The 23,789-nt window shown below is 72.9% G+C and carries 23 protein-coding genes and 1 pseudogene; 9 read left to right on the forward strand and 15 right to left on the reverse strand.

Going from position 1 to position 23,789, the window contains the following annotated elements:
• The first annotated feature begins 40 nt into the window (after positions 1-40).
• Positions 41-991, forward strand: coding sequence for a diacylglycerol kinase family protein (locus tag EV371_RS28835; protein ID WP_130464820.1), 951 nt, complete (start codon positions 41-43; stop codon positions 989-991).
• 432 nt (positions 992-1,423) lie between these two features.
• On the forward strand, positions 1,424-1,681 hold the full coding sequence (locus EV371_RS28840; protein WP_130464821.1) for a WhiB family transcriptional regulator: 258 nt from the start codon (positions 1,424-1,426) through the stop codon (positions 1,679-1,681).
• A 329-nt stretch (positions 1,682-2,010) separates the two neighbouring features.
• Here EV371_RS28840 and EV371_RS28845 read toward each other — a convergent pair whose 3' ends face one another.
• Genes EV371_RS28845 through EV371_RS28860 form a run of 4 tightly spaced genes read right to left on the reverse strand, consistent with a single transcriptional unit; the run spans position 2,011 to position 5,637 of the window.
• Positions 2,011-2,895: a sirohydrochlorin chelatase gene (locus EV371_RS28845; RefSeq protein ID WP_486484984.1), complete on the reverse strand. Its 885-nt coding sequence runs from the start codon at positions 2,893-2,895 to the stop codon at positions 2,011-2,013.
• A gap of 50 nt (positions 2,896-2,945) precedes the next feature.
• Entirely contained in the window at positions 2,946-3,707 is a 762-nt protein-coding gene (locus tag EV371_RS28850) for a phosphoadenylyl-sulfate reductase (RefSeq protein ID WP_130464822.1), read from the reverse strand.
• Positions 3,704-3,901, reverse strand: a complete 198-nt coding sequence (locus EV371_RS28855; RefSeq protein WP_130464823.1) for a hypothetical protein — start codon at positions 3,899-3,901, stop codon at positions 3,704-3,706. Before EV371_RS28855 ends, EV371_RS28850 begins: the two co-directional genes overlap by 4 nt.
• Positions 3,898-5,637 (reverse strand): nitrite/sulfite reductase, encoded by a 1,740-nt coding sequence (locus EV371_RS28860; protein WP_130464824.1) that lies wholly within the window; start codon positions 5,635-5,637, stop codon positions 3,898-3,900. The genes EV371_RS28855 and EV371_RS28860 overlap by 4 nt, the downstream gene beginning before the upstream one ends.
• 615 nt (positions 5,638-6,252) lie before the next feature.
• Between EV371_RS28860 and EV371_RS28865 the strand changes: the two genes are divergently transcribed.
• Positions 6,253-7,482 (forward strand): glycosyltransferase family 39 protein, encoded by a 1,230-nt coding sequence (locus EV371_RS28865; RefSeq protein WP_486484827.1) that lies wholly within the window; start codon positions 6,253-6,255, stop codon positions 7,480-7,482.
• A 69-nt stretch (positions 7,483-7,551) separates the two neighbouring features.
• Here EV371_RS28865 and EV371_RS28870 read toward each other — a convergent pair whose 3' ends face one another.
• A complete protein-coding gene (locus tag EV371_RS28870) occupies positions 7,552-9,225 on the reverse strand; it encodes a PAS domain-containing sensor histidine kinase (RefSeq protein WP_130464826.1) in 1,674 nt (557 codons plus the stop codon).
• Between the two features lie 95 nt (positions 9,226-9,320).
• Complete coding sequence (locus EV371_RS28875; protein ID WP_130466287.1) at positions 9,321-10,355, reverse strand: SIS domain-containing protein; 1,035 nt, start codon at positions 10,353-10,355, stop codon at positions 9,321-9,323.
• A gap of 192 nt (positions 10,356-10,547) precedes the next feature.
• Between EV371_RS28875 and EV371_RS28880 the strand changes: the two genes are divergently transcribed.
• Positions 10,548-12,389: a tetratricopeptide repeat protein gene (locus tag EV371_RS28880; RefSeq protein WP_486484828.1), complete on the forward strand. Its 1,842-nt coding sequence runs from the start codon at positions 10,548-10,550 to the stop codon at positions 12,387-12,389.
• A 182-nt stretch (positions 12,390-12,571) separates the two neighbouring features.
• Here the strand turns inward: EV371_RS28880 and EV371_RS28885 are convergent, their stop codons facing one another.
• Positions 12,572-14,155 (reverse strand): MDR family MFS transporter, encoded by a 1,584-nt coding sequence (locus EV371_RS28885; RefSeq protein ID WP_486484829.1) that lies wholly within the window; start codon positions 14,153-14,155, stop codon positions 12,572-12,574.
• Between the two features lie 114 nt (positions 14,156-14,269).
• Here EV371_RS28885 and EV371_RS28890 point away from each other — a divergent pair, with 114 nt between their 5' ends.
• Positions 14,270-14,893, forward strand: a complete 624-nt coding sequence (locus EV371_RS28890; protein WP_130464828.1) for a TetR family transcriptional regulator — start codon at positions 14,270-14,272, stop codon at positions 14,891-14,893.
• Positions 14,894-15,015: 122 nt separating this feature from the next.
• Here EV371_RS28890 and EV371_RS28895 read toward each other — a convergent pair.
• Positions 15,016-15,513: pseudogene (locus tag EV371_RS28895) on the reverse strand (GNAT family N-acetyltransferase); the annotation flags it as partial.
• Positions 15,514-15,600: 87 nt separating this feature from the next.
• On the reverse strand, positions 15,601-15,816 hold the full coding sequence (locus EV371_RS28900) for a biotin/lipoyl-binding carrier protein (RefSeq protein ID WP_130464830.1): 216 nt from the start codon (positions 15,814-15,816) through the stop codon (positions 15,601-15,603).
• Positions 15,817-15,992: 176 nt separating this feature from the next.
• Here EV371_RS28900 and EV371_RS34765 point away from each other — a divergent pair, with 176 nt between their 5' ends.
• Positions 15,993-16,067, forward strand: coding sequence for a 50S ribosomal protein bL37 (locus EV371_RS34765; RefSeq protein WP_369752275.1), 75 nt, complete (start codon positions 15,993-15,995; stop codon positions 16,065-16,067).
• A gap of 144 nt (positions 16,068-16,211) precedes the next feature.
• On the opposite strand, the gene rsrA is transcribed toward EV371_RS34765, so the two are convergent.
• The 5 genes from rsrA to EV371_RS28925 all read right to left on the reverse strand — a co-directional run bounded on the left by rsrA (position 16,212) and on the right by EV371_RS28925 (position 19,709).
• Positions 16,212-16,496, reverse strand: coding sequence for a mycothiol system anti-sigma-R factor (gene rsrA, locus EV371_RS28905; RefSeq protein WP_130464831.1), 285 nt, complete (start codon positions 16,494-16,496; stop codon positions 16,212-16,214).
• A gap of 4 nt (positions 16,497-16,500) precedes the next feature.
• A complete protein-coding gene (locus EV371_RS28910) occupies positions 16,501-17,352 on the reverse strand; it encodes a sigma-70 family RNA polymerase sigma factor (RefSeq protein WP_349339240.1) in 852 nt (283 codons plus the stop codon).
• Positions 17,353-17,605: 253 nt separating this feature from the next.
• A complete protein-coding gene (locus EV371_RS28915; RefSeq protein WP_130466289.1) occupies positions 17,606-18,220 on the reverse strand; it encodes an alpha/beta family hydrolase in 615 nt (204 codons plus the stop codon).
• Between the two features lie 165 nt (positions 18,221-18,385).
• Entirely contained in the window at positions 18,386-18,787 is a 402-nt protein-coding gene (locus tag EV371_RS28920; protein WP_130464833.1) for a WhiB family transcriptional regulator, read from the reverse strand.
• 199 nt (positions 18,788-18,986) lie between these two features.
• Complete coding sequence (locus EV371_RS28925) at positions 18,987-19,709, reverse strand: SOS response-associated peptidase family protein (protein ID WP_130464834.1); 723 nt, start codon at positions 19,707-19,709, stop codon at positions 18,987-18,989.
• A gap of 165 nt (positions 19,710-19,874) precedes the next feature.
• Here EV371_RS28925 and aroA point away from each other — a divergent pair, with 165 nt between their 5' ends.
• Both aroA and rsgA read left to right on the forward strand, forming a co-directional pair.
• On the forward strand, positions 19,875-21,185 hold the full coding sequence (aroA, locus tag EV371_RS28930) for a 3-phosphoshikimate 1-carboxyvinyltransferase (RefSeq protein WP_130464835.1): 1,311 nt from the start codon (positions 19,875-19,877) through the stop codon (positions 21,183-21,185).
• Between the two features lie 99 nt (positions 21,186-21,284).
• Positions 21,285-22,304 (forward strand): ribosome small subunit-dependent GTPase A, encoded by a 1,020-nt coding sequence (rsgA, locus tag EV371_RS28935; RefSeq protein WP_207230637.1) that lies wholly within the window; start codon positions 21,285-21,287, stop codon positions 22,302-22,304.
• 10 nt (positions 22,305-22,314) lie between these two features.
• Here rsgA and EV371_RS28940 read toward each other — a convergent pair whose 3' ends face one another.
• Positions 22,315-22,920, reverse strand: a complete 606-nt coding sequence (locus EV371_RS28940) for a DUF2087 domain-containing protein (RefSeq protein ID WP_486484830.1) — start codon at positions 22,918-22,920, stop codon at positions 22,315-22,317.
• Between the two features lie 51 nt (positions 22,921-22,971).
• Between EV371_RS28940 and hisN the strand changes: the two genes are divergently transcribed.
• Positions 22,972-23,763: a histidinol-phosphatase gene (gene hisN / locus EV371_RS28945; RefSeq protein ID WP_130464837.1), complete on the forward strand. Its 792-nt coding sequence runs from the start codon at positions 22,972-22,974 to the stop codon at positions 23,761-23,763.
• Positions 23,764-23,789: the final 26 nt, after the last annotated feature.

Consider the following 23,789-nt stretch of genomic DNA (forward strand, 5'->3'; position numbering starts at 1 on the left):
CCGCCACGATACCCGGGCCGCTCGCGGTACAGTGCCGGCCATGCGGGCCATCCTGGTGGTCAATCCCAAGGCCACCACCACGACGGGCCGGGGTCGGGACGTTCTCGTCCGCGCACTCCGCAGCGAGGTGGACCTCACCGTCGAGTACACCCGGCGGCGCGGACACGCGGTCGCGCTGGCCAGAAAGGCCGTCCGGCAGGGCGTCGACCTGGTCGTGACGCTCGGTGGCGACGGCACCGTCAACGAGGTGGTCAACGGCCTGATGACCGGCGGGCTCACGCACACCACCGACGACCGGCTGCCGGCCGAGGACCTGCCCGCGCTCGCGGCCGTACCGGGTGGGTCGACCAACGTCTTCGCCCGGGCGCTGGGGCTGCCCCGGGAGTGGCCGGAGGCGACCAGCATGATCCTGGAGGCGCTGCGGGTGGGGCGGGTCCGCACCATCGGTCTCGGTCTCGCCGACGACCGCTACTTCACCTTCTGTGCCGGGCTGGGCATGGACGCGGCGGTGATCCACCGGGTGGAGCGGGCCCGCCGACGGGGCCGGGTCTCCACCCCGAGCCTGTACCTGCGCTCGATCGTCGGCCAGTACCTGGTCGGGGCGGAGCGGCGGCACCCGGCGATCCGGCTGGAGCGGCCGGGCGAGGTCACCCAGGGTGAGCTCGCCACGGTGATCATCCAGAACACCGCCCCCTGGACGTACGTTGGGGACCGCGAGGTCAACCCGAACCCGGACGCCTCGTTCGACCTGGGCCTGGACGTGTTGGCGCTGCGCCGACTGCGGGTGCCGAGCACCACCCGGATGGTGACGCAGAGCCTGTCCCGGCGGCCGGACCCGCGTGGTCGGCAGATCCTGCGACTGCACGACCTGGAGGAGTTCACCCTGGTCGCGGAGCAGCCCCAGGCGTTCCAGCTGGACGGTGACTACCTCGGCGAACGAAGCAAAGTCCGATTCACCTCCGTCTCGGCCGCACTGCGAGTAATCTGCTGACCCTGGGGTACTGCGACCGGTAGCGAACCTCTGGAACCAGCGAGGAGGGCGGTGCCGGAAATGCCAGCAATGTGGGGCGGACTGTACTATATTGATTCTCGGCTGTGGCGCACCGGGGGTCGTCCGAGGACGGAAATCCGGACAAATGAGCCGTGACCTGTCTCACCTGCCCAGAGTTTTTCGGGGCGCTACCCTTGACATCGTGGGAGTTCGTGAAAGTATTCACAAGCGAACTTGAGCTACCGGGAGATTGCGCGGGCGCGTTCGACCAACGACCGCTGCCCCGCAGGTCCCACTAACACAAAGCCTGCTCTCGCGTTGCCGAATCGACGGGCCTGCACCCCGTCGTGATCAGCACTGCGGACGCATATAGGAAAAGATCCACCAAGCACGAAGCACTGCCGCCCACCCAGATTGAGGAGTGTTGCCGCCATGGACTGGCGCCACCATGCTGCCTGCCGCGACGAAGACCCGGAGCTGTTCTTTCCGATCGGAACGTCCGGTCCGGCCGTCCTGCAGGTCGAGCAGGCCAAGGCCGTCTGCCGGCGTTGCTCCGTGACCGACGAGTGCCTGCAGTGGGCCCTCGAGTCCGGTCAGGACGCCGGAGTCTGGGGTGGAATGAGCGAAGAAGAGCGGCGCGCCGTCAAGCGCCGTGGCGGCCTCCGGGTCCTGCGCGCTCACTCTGCCTGACCGACCGCACCACGCATCGGACGCCCTGGGGTTCCCACCCCGGGGCGTTCTGCTGTTCGGCCGTAATACGTTCTGTTGTTGCCGGAATGCGTTCCGCTGTTGTCGTGACGACGGATAGTCGATCGACGACATTCCGGTGATCGAGTCACCCTCACCGAACCCGAAGACGATTCCTATCCGCCGGTCGCAATTCCGAACACGGTTACCGGCGACCGAGGCGCGTCACCCCGGACCGGTGGCACTGACGTACGGAGTACCGATCGGTGACGACTACGGTCCGTTAGGAATTGTTACCACTGTCCGTAACGGTTTCGTCGGAGCTACCGCAGCTACCCAGGGTCGACGGCCAGTGCGGCATCCAGCCGCCCGAGTACCAGTTGGACCAGCTCGGGCACGTCGCCCAACGGGGCGGCCAGGGCCACCGCGCCGGCCTCCCCGGCCGACGCCAGGGCCGCCTCGCAGAGCCGACCCGGCGCCAGGAAGTACGTCGCCACCGCCACCCGCCGGGCACCGGCCTCCCGCAGCGCGCCGACCGCCGTACCGGCCGTCGGCGGGGCCGCGGAGGCGTAGCCGACCCGGGCCGGCAGGCCCGTCACGCGGCCGAGCGCCTCGGCCACCTGCACGACGGTGCCCCGGGCGGCGGCGTCCCGGGTACCGGCGGCAGCCAGCACCAGGCCGTCCACCCCGGCGTCCCTGAGCGCTTCCACGGCGCCGCCCCGCCGCGCCGGACCGACCGCCTCGGCGAGCCGGCGCAGCAGCGCGGTGAGCAGCCGTGGGTCGACCACTCCCGGCGCCGTCGGGCCGAGTCCCGGCGCCGTCGGGCCGAGTCCCGGCGCCGTCGGGCCGAGTCCCGGCGCCGTCGGGCCGAGTACCTCGGCGGTGCGCACCGGCATCCGCAGCCCCGCCTCCCGGGCCGCCCCGACCGCGGCGGGGATGTCCACCCGGCCGTGGTACGCGGCGGTCAGCAGCAACGGCACCAGTACGGCCCGCCGGTGCCCGGCCGCCTCCAGCTCGGCCAGTACCGCGCCGGGCCGGGGCGGACCGTGGTCGAGATAGCTGGCCCGGACCAGCAGCCCGGGCCGGGCCGCCGCCACCGCCCGGGCCAACGCCCCGGTGGCACGGGCGGCCCGGGGATCGCCACTGCCGTGCGCCACCAACACGACCGGGACCGACGCCGACCCGGCCACCGACGCTCCGGATGCCTCGACCGCCACGCCCGCTCCGGAAGCTGCGAGAGTCACCTCTGCTCCGGCGGCCTCGACGGTCACACGTGCAGGCCGCACTCGGTCTTCTCGAACATCGCCCAGCGGCCGGCCCGGGGATCCTCGCCCGCCTTCGTGCGCCGGGTGCAGGGCCAGCAGCCGATCGAGGTGTATCCCTGCCGGAACAGCTCGTTGACCGGCACGTTCCACCGCGAGATGTAGGCGTCGACGTCGGCCTGGGTCCAGGTGACGATCGGATTCACCTTGACCTTGCCGCGTCGCGGGTCGAAGCCCACCACCGGGGTCCTGGCCCGGGTCGGCGACTCGTCCCGGCGCAGCCCGGCCGCCCAGGCGTCGTAGTCGGCCAGGGCCCGCTCCAGCGGCTCCACCTTACGCAGCGCGCAACACTCGTCGGGCGCCCGGGAGAAGAGCCGGGGACCGTACTCGCCGTCCTGCTGGCCGACGGTCTGCCGGGGCCGGATGGAACGTACGTTGACCGGCAGCGTCCGGGCCACGACGTCGCGTACCCGAAGGGTCTCCGGGAAGTGCAGGCCGGTGTCGAGGAAGACCACGTCCACTCCGGGCGCCACCCGGGAGACCAGGTGTGCGAGTACGGCGTCGGCCATCGAGCTGGTGACGCAGAACCTGTCACCGAACTCGCCGACCGCCCACCGCACGATCTCCTGGGCCGGTGCACCCTCCAGTTCGCGGTTCGCCGCCTCGGCCAGCGTCCGCAGCTCGTCCGGGTCCCGCCGGGACGGGCCGGCCGACACCTCCGGGCCGAGCCTGACCAACCCGAGGTTGGCCGCGACAACGGGACTCATGACTGCCTCCCCTCGGGTGCCGACTGCTTCCCCTCGGGCGCGACGGCGCTGGCGAGCAGGCCGGTGAACCGCACCGTGAAAACCCGGGCGCAGGCCCGGCACTCCCAGGCACCGTGCGCCGCCTCGTTGGGACGCAGGTCCTCCTCGCCGCAGTAGGGGCAGTAGAGAGGTGCGGCTCGGGTTTCCCCACTCATCGCAGTTCCTCCTCGTCGACTCGCACGACCCAGTTCGCGAAGCTCTCCCCCTCGGTGCGGCCGTCCAGGTAGCGGCGGGCGAGCCGCTCGACGTACTCAGGAAGCTCGGCCGCGGTGGTCTTCAGACCGCGCAGCTTGCGGCCGAAGCCGCCGGACTGGCCCTGGGCCATGCCCAGGCCGCCGCCGAGGTGCACCTGGAAGCCCTCGACCTGACGCCCGTCCGGTCCGACCACGAGTTGGCCCTTCAGACCGATGTCCGCGGTCTGGGTTCGGGCGCAGGCGTTCGGGCAGCCGTTGAGGTGGATGCTCAGCCCGGTCTCACCGAGATCCGCCCCGGCCAGCCGCTCCTCCAGCCGGGCGACCAACTCCTCGCCCCGGGCCTTGGTCTCGACGATGGCGAGCTTGCAGTACTCGAGACCGGTGCAGGCCATGGTGTCGCGCCGCCAGACCGACGGGAACGCATCCAGGCCGATCCGGCGCAGCGCCGCGACCAGCGAGTCGGTCCGCTCCGGCGGCACGTCCAGGACCAGCAGCTTCTGGTACGGGGTGAGGCTCACCCGGCCGCTGCCGTGCTCGGCGGCGGCGTCGGCCAGCTCGGCCAGCTGGGTGCCGGAGACCCGGCCGACCACCGGGGCGGCACCGACGTAGTAGCGGCCGTCCCGCTGCCGGTGCACTCCCATGTGGTCGACCGGCTTGGACGGCAGGTCCGGCGCCGGCCCGTCGAGCAGGCTGCGGCCCAGGTACTCCTTCTCCAGCACCTCGCGGAACTTGGCCACGCCCCAGTCGGAGACCAGGAACTTGAGCCGGGCACGGTGCCGTAGCCGGCGGTAGCCGTAGTCCCGGAAGATCCCGGTGACCCCGGCCCAGACCTCTGGCACCTCGCCGAGCGGCACCCAGACGCCGACCCGCTGCGCCAGCATCGGGTTGGTGCTCAGCCCGCCGCCGACCCACAGGTCGAAGCCGGGGCCGTGCTCCGGGTGCTCGACGCCGAGGAAGGCGACGTCGTTGATCTCGTACGGCGTGTCGACCAGCCAGGAGATCGACGTCTTGAACTTGCGCGGCAGGTTGGAGTATGCCGGGTCACCGATGTAGCGGCGGACGATCTCGTCCAGTGCCGGGGTCGGGTCGAGCACCTCCGCCTCGGCGATCCCGGCGACCGGGCTGCCGAGGACCACCCGGGGGCAGTCGCCGCACGCCTCGGTGGTCTGCAACCCGACCGCCTCCAGCCGGCGCCAGATCTCCGGCACGTCCTCGATCCGGACCCAGTGCAGCTGGATATTCTGCCGGTCGGTGATGTCGGCGGTGTCCCGGGCGTACGTCTGGGAGACCTCGGCAATGGTCCGGAGCTGGTCGAGGCTGAGCTGGCCGCCGTCGATCCGGACCCGGAGCATGAAGTACTCGTCCTCGAGTTCGTGCGGCTCCAGCACGGCGGTCCGCCCGCCGTCGATGCCGGCCCTGCGCTGGGTGTAGAGGCCCAACCAGCGGAACCGGCCGCGCAGGTCCTGCGGGTCGATCGAGGCGAAGCCCCCACGCGCGTAGATGTTCTCGATTCGGGCCCGTACGTTGAGCGGGTTGTCGTCCTTCTTGGTCCGCTCGTTGGGGTTGAGCGGCTCCCGGTGCCCGAGCGCCCACTGTCCCTCGCCGCGCGGGCGACGGGCCGGTCGGGCCGCACGTGCGCTGCTGCCCGCTGGTGTGCTGGTGACGTCGGACCGGGTCGGGGTGTCGCTGACCGCCATGGCGGCGCCCTCCGTAATTCGGTGTGACTCGGTGGACGCGCAGAGCGACGGCCGCAACCCGGGACAGGCCGGAGACGGCGGTGCCGGATGACGGCGGTGTCAGGGGAGCCGGCGCACTGCAACGCCCGGGACGGAACAGGTCCAGGCGGCGTCAGTGGGCCGGACAGATCGCGCTGCGAACGCGGCCGTAGTCCACGTGGCGGCGGGAGGTGAATCCCGGCCTCGCGAAGCGGCGCACGGCGGCGGTCATACCCGTCATGCTGCCATATCCGTAAGGGCCGGACCACCGATGCGACCGTCGATCCCGCCTGGCGGACCCGCTGTGGCCGGCTTCACGCTAAGATTCCGAATATTGGAACTAATGCGACAGATCACGCTTCGCCCATCATAGATCGCGGTTCGGGTCGGCCTCGGATCGTCCTGCCCGGTTGGTTCCGCCGGGCGAGCTGGCTCTGTCCCGGCCTGGCCACCCTGCTCGTCACCGCCGTACAGCTCGACCGCGCCCCACTCTGGCGCGACGAGCTGGCGACCTGGAGCGCCGCCTCCCGCCCGCCGCACGATCTGCTCCGGCTGATCGGCACGATCGACGCGGTCAACGGTCCGTACTACCTGCTGATGCAGGGCTGGCTGGCGGTCGCCGGAGACTCCACCGTCGCGCTGCGGCTGCCCTCCGCGCTCGCCATGGCCGGGGCCGCCGCGCTGACCACCGTGCTCGGCGCGCGGCTGTTCGGCCGCCGGGCCGGACTGCTGGGCGGGCTGCTCCTCGCGGTACTGCCGAGCACCTCCCGGTACGGTCAGGAGGCCCGCCCGTACGCCCTGGCCACCCTGCTCGCCGTGCTGGCCGCCCTGCTGCTGTGCCGGGCCCTGGACCGGCCGACGTGGCCGCGCTGGGCCGGCTACGCGGCCGCGCTCGCCGCGGCGGGCCTGGCCAACCTGTTCGCGGTCAGCCTGGCCGCCGGGCACGCCTTCGCCGCCCTCGGCCACCGGCGGGCCGGGGTACGGGTGCGCTGGGCGGTCGCGGCGGGCGGGGCGGTGCTGGTGCTGGTGCCGCTGATCCTGCTCGGCCGCAGCCAGCAGGGCCGGCAGCTCGACTGGGTCGGCCGGCCCGGAGCCGGGGACCTGCTGGGGCTGCCCGGAAGCGTGGTCCGGGCCGGAGTCGTCGGCGGGCTGCTCTTCGGGCTGGCCGCCGTCGCGGTCGCCACCCGGGGCCGCTCGGGTGTGCTCCTCGGGCTGACCGTGCTGCTGCCGGCGCTGCTGCTCTTCGTCGCCGGACAGTTCACGCCGCTCTTCGTACCGCGTTACCTGGTCTTCGTGCTTCCGTTCGCCTGCCTGCTGGCGGCCGCGACCCTGGCCCCGCTCCGGCTCGCCGCCGCGCTGGCGATCGTCGCCGTCGCCGGCCTGCTCGGCGCGCCGGAGCAGGCCGCGCTGCGCCGGACCCACGAGTCGCCGCGCAGCGCCCCGGTCGACTACCCGGCGGCGGTACGCGTCATCGCCGCACACCAGCGACCGGGCGACGGCATCGTCTACGCGCCCCGGGACGGCTGGGCCTTCCTGGACCTGGCCACCGCCTACTACCTGGGCGCCGACCGCCCCCGCGACGTGCTGCTGGTGGCCGACCAGACCCACCGGGCCGACTTCTGGGCCACCGAGTGCCCAGAGCCCGAGCGCTGTCTAGCCACTGTCGATCGGCTCTGGCTGCTGGTCTGGGGCGCGCACGCCGATCCGCTGACCCAGCTGCCCGAGAGCCGAGCAGCCCCGCTGCGGGCCCGATTCCACCTCGACCGAACCTGGACCCTGCCAGGCCTCACCCTGGCTCTCCTCACCCACCCGCCCACCCCCGGCTGAGGCGAGGGCCGGGGGCTGAGGCGAGGGCCGGCGCTCTCTCGCGGAAGTAGCGCGATCTTCGAGTCGGGGTCACCGGGCCAGCGGGACTACCAGCAGTGCCTCCGTACCGGTGTCGGGGCGGTTGCGCAGCTCGATGGTGCCGCGTAGTTCGCCGGTGGCGAGGGCGCGGACGATCTGTAGGCCGAGCCGGCTGCCCAGGTCGGCGTCGAAGTCCTCCGGCAGGCCCCGGCCGTTGTCGGCGACCGTGACGTGCAGCTGCTTACGGAACCGGTGCGCCGAGACGACCACCTCGGCCGGCTCGACCACCTCGGCGCTCCCGGCCGCACCGGCGACCTCACCCGGCCCGGCAGCTTCGGCCAGCTCGGCAGCTTCGGCCAGCTCGGCAGCTTCGGCCAGCTCGGCAGCTTCGGCCAGCTCGGCAGCCTCGCCCGGCCCGGCGGCTTCGCCCGGCCCGGCCGGCGGGAGCATCGCCGCGTTCTCGCCCTGCTCCGGAAAGGCGTGTTCGACCGCGTTGAGTAGCAGTTCGTTCAGCACGATCACCAGTGAGGTGGCGATCTCCGCCGGCAGTACCCCGAAGCTGCCCTGCCGGCGCATCCGCACCGGGACGTCGGTCGCGGCCACCTCGGCGGCGGCCGCCGCCACCCGGTCCACGATGCCGTCGAACTCGACCGCCTCGTCACTGGACATCGAGAGGGTCTCGTGCACCAGGGCGATCGAGGCGACCCGGCGCACCGACTCCTCCAGCGCGGCCCGGGCGGCCGGGATGCCGACCCGGCGGGCCTGGAGCCGGAGCAGCGCGGCGACGGTCTGCAGGTTGTTCTTCACCCGGTGGTGGATCTCCCGGATGGTGGCGTCCTTGGTGATCAGGGCGCGGTCCCGGCGACGTACCTCGGTCATGTCCCGGACCAGCACCAGCGCACCGATCGGCACCCCGGCGGGCATCAGCGGCAGGGCCCGGGTCAGCACGGTCGCGCCCCGGGCCTCGATCTCCCGGCGCGGCGGCGCCTCACCGCGCAGCGCGGCGAGCACCCGGTTGGCCGCCTCGGTGCCCTCCAGCGGGTCGGCGGCGAGCCGGCCGTTCAGCGCCGCCAGATCCTCCCCCACCAGGTGCGAGGCGAACCCGAGCCGCCGGTACGCGGACTGCGCGTTCGGGCTCGCGTAGGTGACCTTCCCGTTGGCGTCCAACCGAACCAGCCCGTCACCGACCCGGGGTGCCGTGGTGGTCTCGCCGGGGTGGCGTACCGGCGGGAACGTCCCGTCGGAGAGCATCTGGGCCAGGTCGTCGGCGGTGGTCAGGTAGTTGAGTTCGAGCTGGCTCGGGGTGCGCGCGGTGGAGAGGTTGGTGTCCCGGCCCACCACCGCGATCACCTCGCCCGCCTCGCCGTCCCCGGAGCGCAGCCGGACCGGGATCGCCTCGTGCCGGGCCGGGGTGTCGCCGTACCAGACCGGATCGCCCTCCCGCCAGATCCGGCCCTGGCTGTACGCGATCGCCAGGTGCGCCACCTCGGGACCGCCGACGATCCGGCCGACCTGGTCGTCCTGGTAGGCGGTCGGCGCGGTCGTCGGGCGTACCTGGGCGACGCAGACGAACCCGTCGGTGTCGCTGACCGGTACCCAGAGCAGCAGGTCCGCGAAGGACAGATCGGAGAGGAGTTGCCAGTCGCCGGCCACCCGGTGCAGGTGGTCGATGTCGACCGGACGCAGCCGGGTGTGCTCCTCGGCGAGATCGCGCAGCGTGGACACGGGGCAAGCCTGCCACGACCACCCAAGGCTGGGCGGTAGGGAAGGGCCCCTTCCCACCGGATTCTGTTGTAGAAGGGCCCCCTCCGCACCGGCGGTCAGAGCGTCGAGGTCACCTTGTGCAGGCCGCGCGGGGCGTCGGGATCCTCGCCTCGGGCCAGTGCGAGGGCGAGGGCGAGGCGCTGCACCGGCAGGATGTCCAGCAGCGGGGCGTACCGCTCGTCGACCTCCGGCACCGGCAGCCGGGCGGCGGCTCCGGCAACCTCGGCCGGCCCGATCACGACCAGGTCCGCGCCGCGCTCGCCGACCTTGGCGAGCACCTCGCGCATGGCGGTACCGCCGGGCCCGGCACCGACGACGGCCAGCACCGGTACGTCCGGGTCGGTCATCGCCAGCGGGCCGTGCAGCAGGTCGGCGCCGGAGAAGGCGAGCGCCGGCAGGTAGGAGGTCTCCATCAGCTTCAGTGCCGCCTCCCGGGCGGTCGGGTACGCGTATCCCCGGCCGGTGGTGACCATCCGGTCCGCGAAGCGGTAGCGGGCAGCCAGATACCCCGGCGTCGGGTCGGCGAGGGTACGGGCGGCGAGTTCGGGCAGCGCCTCCAGCCCGGCCCGCTCCTCGGCGGGCACCGCGCCGTCCCCGGCCCGGATCCCCTCGACCAGCAGCAGCAGGGCGAGCAGTTCGGCGGTGTACGTCTTGGTCGCGGCGACCGCCCGCTCGTGGCCGGCGGTGACGTCGACGGCGAGTTCCGCCACGCGGGTCAGCGGCGAGTCGGGGGCGTTGGTCACCGCCAGGGTCAGCGCGCCGGCGGACCGGGCGACCCGCAGCACCTCGGTCAGGTCGGATGACCCGCCGCTCTGGCTCACCCCGACGACCAGGGCCTGGGACAGGTCGGGTCGGGCGCCGAAGACCGTGATGCTGCTCGGTGAGGCGAGCCCGGCGGGGAGCCCGAGCCGGATCTCGGTCAGGTACGCGGCGTAGAGGGCGGCGTGGTCGGAGGTGCCGCGTGCGGTGAACACCACGTGCTTCGGCCGGCGTTCCGCGATCACGGCTGCCACCTGCGCGATCGCCGCCATCGAGGTCGGCTCCAACAGTCGTGCGAAGCCCTCCGGCTGCTCGGCGATGTCCGCCGCCATGCCGGCTCCCGGTTGCGCCACGATGCCCCCTCCTCATGCGCGATTCCCGCGCGTTCCATGCTCAACTTTGCACGATCTGACGCGCTGGAGCAATCTAGCGCGCAGCTCTGCGCAGTAGATCACCAACCGTGGTCGCCATGCCCTAGGCTCCCCAACCCAGGGGAAATTCCACGTACGCGAAGGGTCGACTCGGTGCCCGAGGGAACGGACGACCCCCGGCTCTCGGCCGAGGGGGAACTCGCGCTGGCCCGGCTGGCGCTGGACGAGGGTGACCTGCGGCACGCCGCGGGTCACCTGGCCGGGGCGATCGCGTACGCCCCGACCATGCCCGAGGTGCACGAGGCGCTCGCCCAGCTCGCCGCCCGGTCCGGCGGCGGTGTCGACCTCTTCCCCCTCGACCAGCACCCGTTCATCGGTACCGTGGTGGCCCGCGCGCACCTGCTCGCCGCCGCCGGGCGTCCCGCCGACGGGCTGGAACTGCTCGCCGCCGCCACCGGGCACGTCCCCTCGGCCGACTGGGCCGGCGTGCCCTGGGTGAGCGCGCCCGACCTGCCCGGCCTGCTGGACCCGGACCGGATCGCCCGGGTGCTGATGCAGGTCTGCGCCGGCATCCCGGACCCGGTTCCGGAGACCGCCCGCGAACCGCTCTGGCCCTACCTGCGGCTGGCCCGGCACGCCGTGGCGGCGCATCCCCGGCACGGACTGCTGCTCGGCGCGGCGTCCGCACTGGCCCGCCGGGTCGGCGCGGTCGGCCAGGCCGTGGAGTGGGCCGGGCAGGGAGCCCGGGAAATGCCGTCGAAGCTCTCCGAGGTGTGGCTCGGCTACGCCTACCGCAGCGCCGGGCGGACCGCCGAGGCGCTCGCGGCGCTGCGCCGGGCCGTCGACCACGACCCCGACGACCTCTCGGTGTACGCCGACATCGCCGGTACCCTCGCCGACCACGGCCAACTCGAAGAGGCGCTGGGCTGGATCGATCGGGCGCTGTCCCGGGACCCGTCCTTCGACTGCGCGGTGCACACCGGTCACCGGCTGCGCTACCGCCGGGACGGCGATCTCGGCCACCTCGTCGCGCTGGCCGACTTCCAGCGGGACCATCCGGACGACTCGCACGAGCACAGCGACCTCGCCGAGTGCTGCCAGAGCCAGCCGTGGCTGGGCCGGGTCCCGCCGGCGACCGAGGTGGCGGCGGTGACGCTGCGGCAGCGGCTGGCCACCGGCGGTCCGGCCGACGGCGCCCGGCTCTCGCTGGACACGCTGGAGCCGCCGAGCGCGATGCGGGCGCTGCACGAGGCGGCCCCGGCCCTGGTCGTCACGGTCGCCGCCACCCCGGAACCGGATCCGCGCGAGGCACGCCGGTCGGTCGGACACCACCTCTGGCGGTACGCCGGCATCACCGCCGTACCGGCCGTGCCGGCCCCGGACGACGCGGCGGTACGCCGGATCCAACAGCTGGCCCATCCCGCCTGGCCGCATCCGCCGGCCGCCTACGACGCGGCGGTCGGGCTCGCCACGCTCGAACTCGACGACCTGCTCGGGCTGCTGGCACATCCGCCGGCCCCACCGGAGACCGAGCTGGGTCGCACCCTGAGCCGGCACGACCCGACGCTCTGGGTGCGCTGCGTGCAGGTCTGGGTCTGCCTCGGACTGCTGCACCACCGTACGGACGAGCCGTGGCCCGACTCGGCACGCCGGAGGGTACTGCTCGACCTGGTCTGGGGCGTCGAGGACTGGGTCACCGAGGCTGCCCTGTTCGCCCTGGTCACCGCCGCCTGGGTGGACCCGTCGGTGCGTACCGAGGTGGCCCGGGTCGTCGCCGAACGGTTCGGCGACGCGGTCGAGGTGGCACAGCGGCGGCCGGTCACCGTGCTGCGGTCGCTGGCCCAGCTGGTGCTGGCCACCCCGTCCGCCGAGCCGGCCACGGTCGACACCGCCCGCCTGCTGCTGGCCCGGGACGGTTCTCCGGTGGCGCCCCGGCAGCGCCGGTTCGGCCGGCTGCTGGACCGGATGTGGCGGCGGTTCACCCGACAGGGTTGATCAAGCGGTACGGCCCGGCCCCGTCGGGTGTCCGTGGACTGCCGTCCGACGCCGCCTCCCGCCGACCAGGCGCGCTGCCACTGTGGAAAGGCCGCACCGCCGAGCAGGCGCGGTGCTGCCACTGTGGGAAGCCGCGGCGCCGCCCGCCGCGGTCGAGCAGGGGGGCGGCACCGCGGCGGAGGTCAGTGTGCGGGTGGACCCGCCAGGGCGACCTCGGCCTCCTCCTCGGGAGTGTCGGCGCCGGGGCCGAAACTGCCACGCAGCGGGATCTCCTTGATGAACCAGGCCAGCACCGCGACGGCCAGCGCGAACGGTACCGCCCAGACGAAGACCGTCCCGATCGCGTCGGCGAGGCCGCTGAGCACCGCGTGCTGTTGCTCCGGCGGCAGCGACCGCAGCGCGGCCGGGTCGACTCCGGCGCCCTCGCCCCCGCCGGCCATCATGGGCCCGGCGGACGAGTCGGCGAGTCGGTTGGCGAAGACGGCGCCGAACAGCGAGATCCCGAAGGATCCGCCGATCGACCGGAAGAAGGTGGCCGCGCCGCTCGCCGCGCCGAGGTCCTTCTGCTCGACGCTGTTCTGCGCGATCAGCATCGAGGTCTGCATCAGGAAACCCATCCCGACGCCGAGCACGACCATGTAGAGCGAGGACTCCAGCTTGCCGGTGTCGACGTCGAGCAGGGCCAGCAGCGCCATGCCGGCGGTCATCACGATCCCGCCGATGATCGGGAAGGCCCGGTAGCGGCCGGTCCTGGTGATCGTCCGGCCGACCACGATCGACACCACCAGCATGCCGAACATCAACGGCAGCAGCAGCAGGCCACTGTTGGTCGCGGAGGCGCCCTGCACGGTCTGCTGGAACAGCGGCAGGAAGTTCATCGAGCCGAACATCGCGAACCCGAGCAGGAAGCCGATCGCCGAGATCACCGCGAAGTTGCGGTTGGCGAAGAGGCCGAGCGGCAGGATCGGCTCCGGCACCCGCCGCTCGACCACGGCGAAGGCGACCAGCGAGATCACCGCGACCGCGGCCAGGCCGAGAATCGGGCCGGAGATCCAGTCGTACTCGTTGCCACCCCAGGTGGTGACCAGGACGATCGCGGTGATGCCGACCGAGAGCAGCGCGGCGCCGAACCAGTCGATCCGGTGCTCGGTGCGGTACCTCGGCAGGTGCATCCGGGTGGCCAGCAGGATCAGCGCCGCGCCGCCGAGCGGCAGGTTGACGTAGAACGCCCACCGCCAGGAGAGGTGGTCGGTGATGAAGCCGCCGGCCAGCGGACCGGCCACCATGGCGATGGCCATGATTCCGGCGATCATGCCCTGGTAGCGACCCCGCTCCCGGGGCGGGACCAGATCACCGATGATCGCCATCACGCCGACCATCAGGCCGCCCGCGCCGAGGCCCTGGACCGCGCGGAAGGCGATCAGCTCCATCATCCCGTCGCCGGGGCCGCCGAGCAGTTCCGACCCGGCCATCCCGCAGAGCGCCGACCCGAACAGGAAGAGCAGGATCGAGCTGAGGAAGACGCTCTTGCGGCCGTACAGGTCGCCGAGCTTGCCCCAGATCGGGGTCGAGACGGTGGATCCGAGCACGTACGCGGTGACCACCCAGGTGAAGTGGTTGAGCCCGCCGAACTCGCCGACGATCCTCGGCAGCGCGGTGCTGACGATCATGTTGTCGAGCATCGCGAGCATCATCGCGATCATCAGACCGCCGAGCACGACCCTGATGTTGACCGGTCGTGCCGGCGCATCCGCCATGGTGGTCATCGGTAGGCTCCCCCTGAGTGTGATCCACTTACTTGCCGACCGGCTAGTGATTCTACTTGCCGTACGGTAAGTTGGGTGTCGGTTCCCGTCAAGGCGAATTGCGAGAGGTGCTCCGTGACCGGCAACACAGGCGACACGCGGTCCCGGATCCAGGCCGTGGCACTGGAACTCTTCACCGAGCAGGGTTACGAGAAGACCTCGCTGCGGGAGATCGCGGAACGACTCGGCGTGACCAAGGCCGCCCTCTATTACCACTTCAAGAGCAAGGACGACATCGTCCACAGCTTCGTCCACGACCGGCTCGACCGACTGGACCGGCTGATCGAGTGGGCCGCCGAACAGCCGATCGACGCCGCCGGCCGGCGGGCGACACTGCGCCGCTACTGCGAGGAGTTCTTCCGCGACGACGGCCGCAGCGTGATGCGGTTCTTCGAGCAGAACCAGACCGTGATAAAGCAGCTCTCCTCCGGTCAGATGATGCGGGAGCGGATGCTGCGGATCGCCGAACTGCTCTCCCGGGCCGACCCGTCGCCGGCCGGACAGCTCCGGGCGACGCTGGCGCTCTTCGCCGTACACGGCAGTCTCTTCGCGCTCCGTGGCGAGGTCAGCAGCGGACAACGGCGGGAACTCGCGCTGGAGATCGCCAACGAGTTGCTCGACCGGATCGGTACGACGCCCGCCGGGCAGGACGCCCCGGAATCCCCGGCGGGCACCGGCCGGCTCGCCGAGTCCGGCTAATTCCCGGGGCGGCGCTCGCGGCGCCGCCATCAGCCCGGTCGGCTTCAGCTGCGGCTCTGCTCCGCCGGCGCAGTCAGCTCCGCCGGCACGGTCGGCTCCGCCGGCACGGTCGGCTCTGGAGTCAGGTCGAGGCGCAACGCGAGCAGGTCGACACCGGGGGCCGGCGACCAGTCCCGGTCCGGGGTCCGGACGAAACCGAACCCGGCGTAGAGCCGGTGTGCGGGCGTGGAGAAGCTGCGGGTGCAGATCACCACCCGGGAGCAGCCGAGCGACCTCGCCCGGTCCAGGCAGGCCCGGACCAGCGCCTTGCCGGCACCCCGCCCCTGCGCCCGCGGGTCCACCGCCAACATCCGGAACTCCGCCTCACCGGGCCCGCAGAGTTCGGCGAACGCCGAGCCGGGCAGCACGAAGAGCACGGCACCGAGCGGCTCACCGGTCGCCTCGTCGGCGGCGACCAGCACGTCACCGGCACCGGCCCGGGCTGCTACGTCGGAGAGCAGCTGCTCGTACCCGGGCTCGCCGCCGAGCTGCCCGTCCGCCCGGTACGCCGCCACGGTGAGTCGGGCGATCGCGTCGAAGTCGGCCGGCTCGGCGACCCGGACCAGCAGGCCGGTCATGTCGCTCCCTCGCTTCGTCGGGTCATGCCGTCGCCCGGGGTCGCACCCCGGACGGTTGGTTCCGCCGGGCGACCTGCCCGGCGCGCCGGGTCATTCGATCACGGCGATCAGGTCGCCGTCCTGCACGACGTCGCCCTCGTTCACGGCCAGTTCCCGGAGCACCCCGTCCGACTCGGCCAACACCGGGATCTCCATCTTCATGGACTCGAGGATCACCAGCGTGTCGCCCTCGGAAACCGTGTCACCGGCCGTGGCCACGACCTTCCAGACGTTCGCCACCATCTCGGCGCGGATCTCCTCGGCCATGGGTTCCCCCTCGTCGTCACTGTTGCCCTGGGACGGTATCCAATCATGCTCGCCCCGGTCGCCGAGGCGCCTCGGCAGGGTCGCCCGGCGACCATGGGAGGATTGCCCGGCGCGAGCAGAACCGGGCGGTCGACGACGCTGGTCGGCACCGCCCCCGGACGACGACGGAGGTCAGCATGGCGAAGAAGGCACGGAAGAAGAAGGCGCGGAAGAAGAGCTCCGCCAACCACGGCAAGCGCCCCAACTCCTGAGCTCGGCGCCGAGCCTGGGCGGCCGGGCGGGGCACGGGAGCCGTCGGCGATCGCGACAGCGCGCTCGCCACGCCCCGGCCCGCCCGGCGATCCGCCACGACGGGCCGGTGACTTCGTCTACGCCCGCCTCCGTAGGTGGCCGGCTCAGTCGGCGAGGTACTCCCGGGAGTCGGTCTCGAAGACCAGGTCGGCCAGCCGTACCCGCAGCCGCTCCCGAAGCTCGGCGGGCGCGGTCTCGTTGCCGCAGCAGCGCGCTACCAGCGCCTTGACCTCCTGCTCGATGCCGTACTCGCGCAGGCAGGGCGAGCACTCGTCGAGATGCTGCCGGATCCGGTTGCGCCGCTCGTCCGCGCACTCCAGGTCGAGGTAGAGGTACACCTCGGTGAGGACCTCACGGCAGTCGGTCTCGTGCGGTTCACCGCAACTCATGCGCTCACACCTCCCGGCCAGCCGCAGCGGACCTGGTCGACGGGGCGGACGAGAAGCCCCGCTCGGCAGCGTAGCGCTCGAGCAGCTTTCGTAGGTTCCGCCGGCCACGGTGCAGCCGGGACATCACGGTGCCGATCGGCGTTCCCATGATGTCGGCGACCTCCTTGTAGGAGAACCCCTCGACGTCGGTGAGGTAGACGGCGAGCCGGAACTCCTCCGGAAGCTGCTGCAACGCCTCCTTCACGTCGCTGTCCGGGAGCCGGTCCAGCGCCTCGGTCTCGGCCGAGCGCAGCCCGCTGGAGGTGTGCGACTCCGCCTCGGCGAGCTGCCAGTCGGTGATCTCCTCGGTGGGCGCCTGCACGGGCTGCCGCTGCCGCTTACGGTAGGAGTTGATGTAGGTGTTGGTCAGGATCCGGTAGAGCCACGCCTTGAGATTCGTGCCCTCTTCGAACTGGTGGAACGCGGCGAACGCCTTCAGAAACGTCTCCTGGACCAGATCCTCCGCGTCGGCGGGGTTACGGGTCATCCGCAGGCCGGCGGCGTACAACTGGTCGACGAAGGGCAGCGCGTCGCGTTCGAACCGGGCCCTGCGCTCGTCCGTCTTCTCCGCTGTCAACCGGCCGTCTCCCTCGCCTCGGTACCGAACCGGCGCGGTGATCTTCTTCCCCACCACCGCAGCGTTATTCGGCTGTCCCGCCGAGGATACGCGGAAAGCGCGGCCGGGCGACTCGGTTCGGGCGGTGGCGGTACCCACGCCCGGCCGGTCACCCGACGACCGGGAGGGTGGACCGTTCCGTCTCCGATCGGGCCACCGCGCCTCGCGGTCGTGCTCCAGGCTCCGTGTCTCGGTCGACACCGGGCAAACCCCCTTGTGGCTCCACTGGCTTCCAGGAGTTGTAACCGCAGTGCCGGGCCAGGCATTCCGTCCACCGCCCATCCCTGGCCCCGGCCGTGGCCAATCCGTCCGGATTTCCCACGGCTGGGACCAGGAAGGGCCTGGGAGGATGAAACCGGGCGCCGCCTCCGATTCGTGGAATCGCAGGCGGGTCCGGCATCAGTTGGAGCAACGATCACGCCAGCGGGACAGAAACGGCCGGACGCCCGCGACCTCAGCCCGCCCAGCCCCGCTCGCGCAGCCAGCCGAGCACCAGTTCGGCCGTTGCCACCGGGTCGACCCGCAGGTCGTGCCGTTCGCCCGGCCGCACCTCCACCCGGACGCCCGATTCCGCGACCGGTACGCCGAACGGGTCCCGATCGCCGTTGACCACCAGGGTCGGCACCCCGGTACGCAGCTCTGCCGCCCGGGACCGCTCCGGCCGACCGGGTGGATGGAGCGGGAAGGCGAGCGCGACGACCCCGGACGCGCCGAGAACGCCGGCGGTGCGGCAGGCGACCCGCGCGCCGCTGGACCGGCCGCCGACGACCAGGGGCGGGGTCGGGCGGCACCGGCCCAGCAGCTCGGTGACGACCGCCACCCAGGCCTCGTCGAGCTGGCTGGCGGGGGCCGGGGCCCGCCGACCGGCGACCCGGTACGGCTGGGTCACCCTGGCCACCGCGACCCCGGCCCCGACCGCCGCGTCCCGGAGCGCGACCAGGTCCGGCGCGTCCACGCTGCCGCCCGCACCGTGCCCGAGCACGAGCAGGCCGCTCGGCTCGGAACCCGGCAGGTCGACGTCCACCCGGGCCGGCCCCCGTGGCGTGTCGATCTCGTCTCCGCGCAGCACGGCGCCACTGTAGGACACCCGACCGGGATCCTGCGGCGTCACCATCGGTATCCGGTCGGCGGGCCACACGCCGCACCCGACGACCGGCGCCAGCCCGGCGCCGCAGCCACGAGCCGACCGACCGACGACCGGTACTGCCCGGTCGGTGGCCGGCGGTCGAACGGGTCAGCGGCTGGAGCTGATCGGGACGAGGGTCAGCAGGCGGTCCCGGACCGGTGGTCCGGCGTCGCCGACCACGTCCGGGTCACGCTCCACCTGGTCTCGCCAGGCGACCAGCATGGCCCGGCGTTCGCGCGGGGTGGTCGCCCCCCATACGCCGTGGCAGTCACCCACCTCAAGCGCCCAGGCGAGACAGGGTCCCTGCACGTCACAGGTCCGGCACAGCGCGACGGCCGAGTCGGCCGGCTCGCTCGGTGCCGGAAAGAACGTCTCCGGGTCCACGCTCTGGCACACCCCCCGGGTACGCCAGGCATCGTCCAGGCGCCGCTCGCTGAGTGCCCGAAGCAACCTCGGGTCTCGACGCGCAGCGGCAACCTCGTGCGGGCGTGGCATCCGCGCCCGTGTCATCCACCCACCTCCCCCGTGGGACCGACTAAGATCGATGGGTGCGCCCGCCCAGTGCGAGCCGACACCCACTGCCGGCGCTGTGTTCTATCGCACCACCACGATGCGTGACAAGTGCTCTCAGCAAAGGTGTGGAAAACTCCGGGCGACGATCCACCCCGAACGGTGCCAAATCGGTGCAGGCAAATATGCGCTTCCGAGGTCAGAACAACGTCGATGCGGCGGGTTCTTCTGGTAACGCGCGCAGCGGCTCGGCGGCGACCCGGGCGATGAGTTCCGGGCCGTCGTTCCGGACATCTCCGACCGCCCTGCCGACCGGCCGGATCTCGATCGCGGACAGCGACTTCTCGTCCGGCGGCGCGAGCAGCAGGGCCGGGTCGTCGGCGCCGTGCAGCCAGTCGGACCAGCGCTGCCGGGACAGCAGCAGCGGCATCCGGTCGTGCACGCCGGCCAGCTCGCCGAGCGCCGCCGTGGTGACCACGCTGCAGGTGAGCAGCGGATCACCGGCGCCGTGCCAGACCGACCAGAGCCCGGCGAAGGCGAGCACCCCGCCGTCGCGCGGAGTCATGAAGTACGCCTGCTTGCCGCCGTCCCGGCGGACCCACTCGTACCAGCCGTCGGCGGGAACGAGGCAGCGGCGCCGGGCGAACGAGTGGGCGTACGCCCGGGTGGTGGCGACCGTCTCGGCCCGCGCGTTGATCATGCGGGCGGCGCCCCGGGTGTCCTTCGCCCAGTGCGGCAACAGCCCCCAACGGGCGACGGAGAGGAGCGAACCGGCCGAGTCGGCGCAGACCCGCACGATCGGCACCGGATCGGTCGGCGCGACGTTGTAGTCGGCGGCGAGCCGGCCACCGGTCTCGTCGTACGCCTCGAAGAGCGCGCTCAGATCGGCCGCGCTACGGGTGGTCGCGTACCTACCGCACATGCTGGCCACGCTAGCGCCTCCGGCGCCGGGCCGGCCGTCCCCGCCTGGCGAGCGGGGCCGAGACCGCACTCCCGACCGCCCCACCCACCCTGGCCGGCCGTCCCGCCAGGCGAGAGGGACCGAGCCTCCGATCACGCACACCGGCCGGCGAGGCAGAATGTACCGGTGCCGAACCTGACGGCGGTCCGCCCGCTCGAGCCCTGGACCGCGCCGACCGCGACCGACCCGGTCGCCTCGACGCTGCGGCTGCCCGGCTCCAAGTCGTTGACGGCCCGGGCGCTGGTGCTCAGCGCGGTGGCCGACGGCCCCTCCACGCTGCGTCACCCGCTTCAGGCGCGGGACACCGAGCTGATGGCCGGTGGCCTGCGCGCGATGGGCGCGCACGTTTCCACCGTGGACGGCGAGCGATGGGTGGTCCGGCCCAATCCGCTCCGGGGACCGGCGCACGTCGACGTCGGACTCTCCGGCACCGTCATGCGGTTCGTCCCGCCGGTGGCCGGGCTCGCCGACGGGCCGGTCACCTTCGACGGCGACCCGCACGCCCGGCTCCGCCCGCTCGGCCCGCTCGTCGGCGCACTCCGCTCCATCGGGGTACGCATCGACACCACCGAGGGCGCCAGCCTGCCGCTGACCGTGCAGGGCACCGGTCGGGTGCTCGGCGGCGAGGTGGAGATCGACGCCTCGGCGTCCAGCCAGTTCGTCTCCGGGCTGCTGCTCGGCGGAGCCCGGTTCGCGCGCGGGATCGTGGTCCGGCACGTCGGCCCGCCGGTCCCGTCCGCGCCACACCTGCGGATGACCGTGCAGATGCTCAGGGCCGCCGGAGCCGCCGTCGACGACAGCACCCCGGACGTCTGGGCGGTGGAGCCGGGCCGGCTCTCCGGGCGTGGCTGGGACATCGAACCGGACCTCTCCGGCGCGGTGCCGTTCTTCGCCGCCGCGCTGGCCACCGGGGGCGGGGTGACCCTGCTCGGCTGGCCGCGCAGCAGCCTGCAACCGGTCGACACGCTCCGCGAACTGCTCTCCCGGATGGGTGGCCAGGTGAGCCTGGGCACCGACGGCCTCACCGTACGCGGCACGGGGACGATCCGGGGGCTGGACGCCGACCTCTCCGACGTCAGCGAGTTCACCCCGGTGCTGGCCGCGCTCGCCGTGCTGGCCGACTCGCCGTCCCGGCTGCGCGGCGTGGCACACATCCGGGGCCACGAGACCGACCGGCTGGCCGCGCTGGCCCGGGAACTGACCGGGCTCGGCGCCGACGTCACCGACACCGCCGACGGGCTGGAGATCCGGCCCCGGCCGCTGCGCGGCGGGAGGTTCCGGACCTACGCCGACCACCGGATGGCGCACGCGGCGGCGGTGATCGGGCTCGCCGTGCCCGGCATCGAATTGGACGACGTGGCGTGTACCTCCAAGACCATGCCCGAGTTCCCGGCACTATGGTCGACGATGGTGACCGACGGCGACGGGCGCCGGTAACCGGGACCGATCCGTTCCCTCGCTGGTCGCCGCCGCCGGAAGACGAGACGGGGAGCGAAGCTGGCGGGCAAACGGGAGTACGACGAGGACGACGTACGGGTGCGACCCGGGCGATCGTCGCGTCCGCGTACCCGCACCCGGCCCCGGCACTCCGACGCGGTCGACGGCTTCGTGATCGCCGTCGACCGCGGCCGCTACACCTGCGTGGTCGGCGACGACCCGGGCGCCGGGCGGACCGACCGGACCGGCGGCGGGACGGTCACCGCGATGCGGGCCCGCGAACTGGGCCGGAAGTCGGTGGTGGTCGGCGACCGGGTCGCACTCGTCGGAGACACCTCCGGCGCGGCCGGGGCACTGGCCCGGATCGTCCGGATCGCCGAGCGCCGCTCCGTGCTGCGGCGTACCGCCGACGACGACGAGAGCACCGCCGAGGGGCGGCTCGAACGGGTGGTGGTGGCCAACGCCGACCAGCTCGTGATCGTCAGTTCGCTGGCCGACCCGCCGCCGCGGACCGGGTTCATCGACCGGTGCCTGGTGGCGGCGTACGACGCCGACATCGAGCCGCTGCTCTGCCTGACCAAGTCGGATCTGGCCCCACCCGACGGGGTGCTCGGCTACTACGCCGAACTGGACCTGCCGCACCTACTCGTCGGCCCCGGCTCCGACCTCGACGAGCTGCGCGGACTGCTCGCCGAGCGCGTCTCGGTGCTGGTCGGGCACTCCGGGGTGGGCAAGTCGACGCTGGTGAACCGGCTGGTTCCGGAGGCGGACCGGGCGGTCGGCACGGTCAGCGCGATCGGTCGGGGCCGGCACACCTCCACCAGCGCGGTCGCGTTGCGCCTGCCATCGCTGCCGGGCAACCGGCGTACCCATCCCGGCTGGATCGTCGACACCCCCGGGGTACGCAGCTTCGGCCTGGCGCACGTCTCCGCCGAGAGTCTGCTGCACGGCTTCCCCGACCTGGTCGAGGGGACCGTGCAGTGCCCGCCGAACTGCGAGCACACCCCGGACGAGGCCGACTGCGCACTCGACGCCTGGGTGGCGGCCGGCAACGCCGACCCGCGCCGGCTGGCGTCGTACCGCCGGCTGCTGGCCTCCCGGGCCGGCGAGGTCGAGTAGCTTCCGGCGACTATCCGGGCAGGCCGTCGGGGTCGGTGGCGGTCGGGCCCGGATCGAGGTCGACCGGGCCGCCGCTGCGCCAGTAGACACCGTCCCGGCGGGTCAACAGCACCTCGTCGACCAGGTACCGGCGCAGCGTCACGTAGTCGTCGTACCAGGCCCGGAGCAGGGCGTCCACCTCCCGCTCTGCGTAGCGCACCCCCGGCTCGAAGGTTGCCACGACGTGTTCGAGCAGCAGCCGCCGCTTGCCGTGCGCGGCCGGCATCCGAGAGATCCGGCCGTCCCGGAGGAAGGCCCGGAGCACGGCCGCCGTCGCCCGGTCCGGGTCCGGTTCCACGTCGGGCTCGCCGGCCGCGGACGGGTACCCGCGTACCGCCGCCTTGAACGCCCCGACCAGGGCGACCATCCGGCCGTCGACCGTCTCGACCAGGCCACCGGACTCCAGCCGGCGCAGCGCGGCGAGCACGGTCCGGACGGGCAGCCCGGTCCGCCGCGCCACCTCCGCCAGCTCGGCCGCGCCGAGTACCACGGCGGCGAAGGCGGCCAGCCGGTCCGGCTCGGCCAGCAGGCCGATCAGTACCTCGGGGGACGCGTCGGAGATCGGTTCGGTCGCCACGGCGCGGGATGCTAACGCACCAGGCCGGACCGGATCGAGTAGGTTTCCGCCATGGCCCAGTACGCGGACGACCTGTCCCTGGCGCACATGCTCGCCGACACCGCCGACTCGATCTCGATGGCCCGGTTCCGGGCCCTGGACCTGCACGTGGAGGCGAAGCCGGACCTGACGCCGGTCACCGACGCGGACACCGCCGTGGAGCGGGCGGTCCGGGCCACCCTGGCCCGCACCCGGCCCCGGGACGGCGTGCTCGGCGAGGAGTACGGCGCCTCGGCCGCGCCCGCCGGGACCGGCTCCCGGCAGTGGGTGATCGACCCCATCGACGGCACCAAGAACTTCGTCCGGGGGGTGCCGATCTGGGCCACCCTGATCTCGCTGATGGACGGCGACACCCCGGTCGTCGGGCTGGTCTCCGCACCGGCCCTCGGCCGCCGCTGGTGGGCGGCGACCGGCCTCGGGGCGTACGCGGGCCGGCACCAGGCCGCCGCCACCCCGATCCGGGTCTCCGGGGTCAACCGGCTCGCCGACGCCAGCTTCTGCTACTCCTCGCTGGACAGTTGGGAGGAGACCGGCCGGCTCGACCCGATGCTGGACATCATCCGGGCGGTGTGGCGGAGCCGGGCGTACGGGGACTTCTACGGCTACATGCTGGTCGCCGAGGGGGCGGTGGACGCGATGGTCGAGCCGGAGCTGTCGCTGTGGGACCTGGCCGCGCTGATCCCGATCGTGACCGAGGCCGGCGGCACCTTCACCGACCTGGCCGGACGGCCGGGGCCGGGTGGTGGCAGCGCGATAGCCAGCAACGGCAAACTGCACCAGGATCTGCTCGACCGGCTCGGCTAGGCGGCCGCGCGAAGCGACGCGGCAGC

The sequence above is a fragment of the Plantactinospora sp. CNZ321 genome, from assembly GCF_004217235.1.

Coding starts and splice junctions, on each gene's coding strand:
- EV371_RS28850 (WP_130464822.1), bottom strand. CDS start 3,707: ATGAGTCCCGTTGTCGCGGCCAACCTCGGGTTGGTCAGGCTCGGCCCG.
- rsrA (WP_130464831.1), bottom strand. CDS start 16,496: ATGAGTTGCGGTGAACCGCACGAGACCGACTGCCGTGAGGTCCTCACC.
- EV371_RS28925 (WP_130464834.1), bottom strand. CDS start 19,709: ATGTGCGGTAGGTACGCGACCACCCGTAGCGCGGCCGATCTGAGCGCG.
- EV371_RS28855 (WP_130464823.1), bottom strand. CDS start 3,901: ATGAGTGGGGAAACCCGAGCCGCACCTCTCTACTGCCCCTACTGCGGC.
- EV371_RS28885 (WP_486484829.1), bottom strand. CDS start 14,155: ATGACCACCATGGCGGATGCGCCGGCACGACCGGTCAACATCAGGGTC.
- EV371_RS28875 (WP_130466287.1), bottom strand. CDS start 10,355: ATGGCGGCGGACATCGCCGAGCAGCCGGAGGGCTTCGCACGACTGTTG.
- EV371_RS28900 (WP_130464830.1), bottom strand. CDS start 15,816: ATGGCCGAGGAGATCCGCGCCGAGATGGTGGCGAACGTCTGGAAGGTC.
- hisN (WP_130464837.1), top strand. CDS start 22,972: ATGGCCCAGTACGCGGACGACCTGTCCCTGGCGCACATGCTCGCCGAC.
- EV371_RS28860 (WP_130464824.1), bottom strand. CDS start 5,637: ATGGCGGTCAGCGACACCCCGACCCGGTCCGACGTCACCAGCACACCA.
- EV371_RS28920 (WP_130464833.1), bottom strand. CDS start 18,787: ATGACACGGGCGCGGATGCCACGCCCGCACGAGGTTGCCGCTGCGCGT.
- EV371_RS28840 (WP_130464821.1), top strand. CDS start 1,424: ATGGACTGGCGCCACCATGCTGCCTGCCGCGACGAAGACCCGGAGCTG.
- EV371_RS28865 (WP_486484827.1), top strand. CDS start 6,253: ATGCAGGGCTGGCTGGCGGTCGCCGGAGACTCCACCGTCGCGCTGCGG.
- EV371_RS28835 (WP_130464820.1), top strand. CDS start 41: ATGCGGGCCATCCTGGTGGTCAATCCCAAGGCCACCACCACGACGGGC.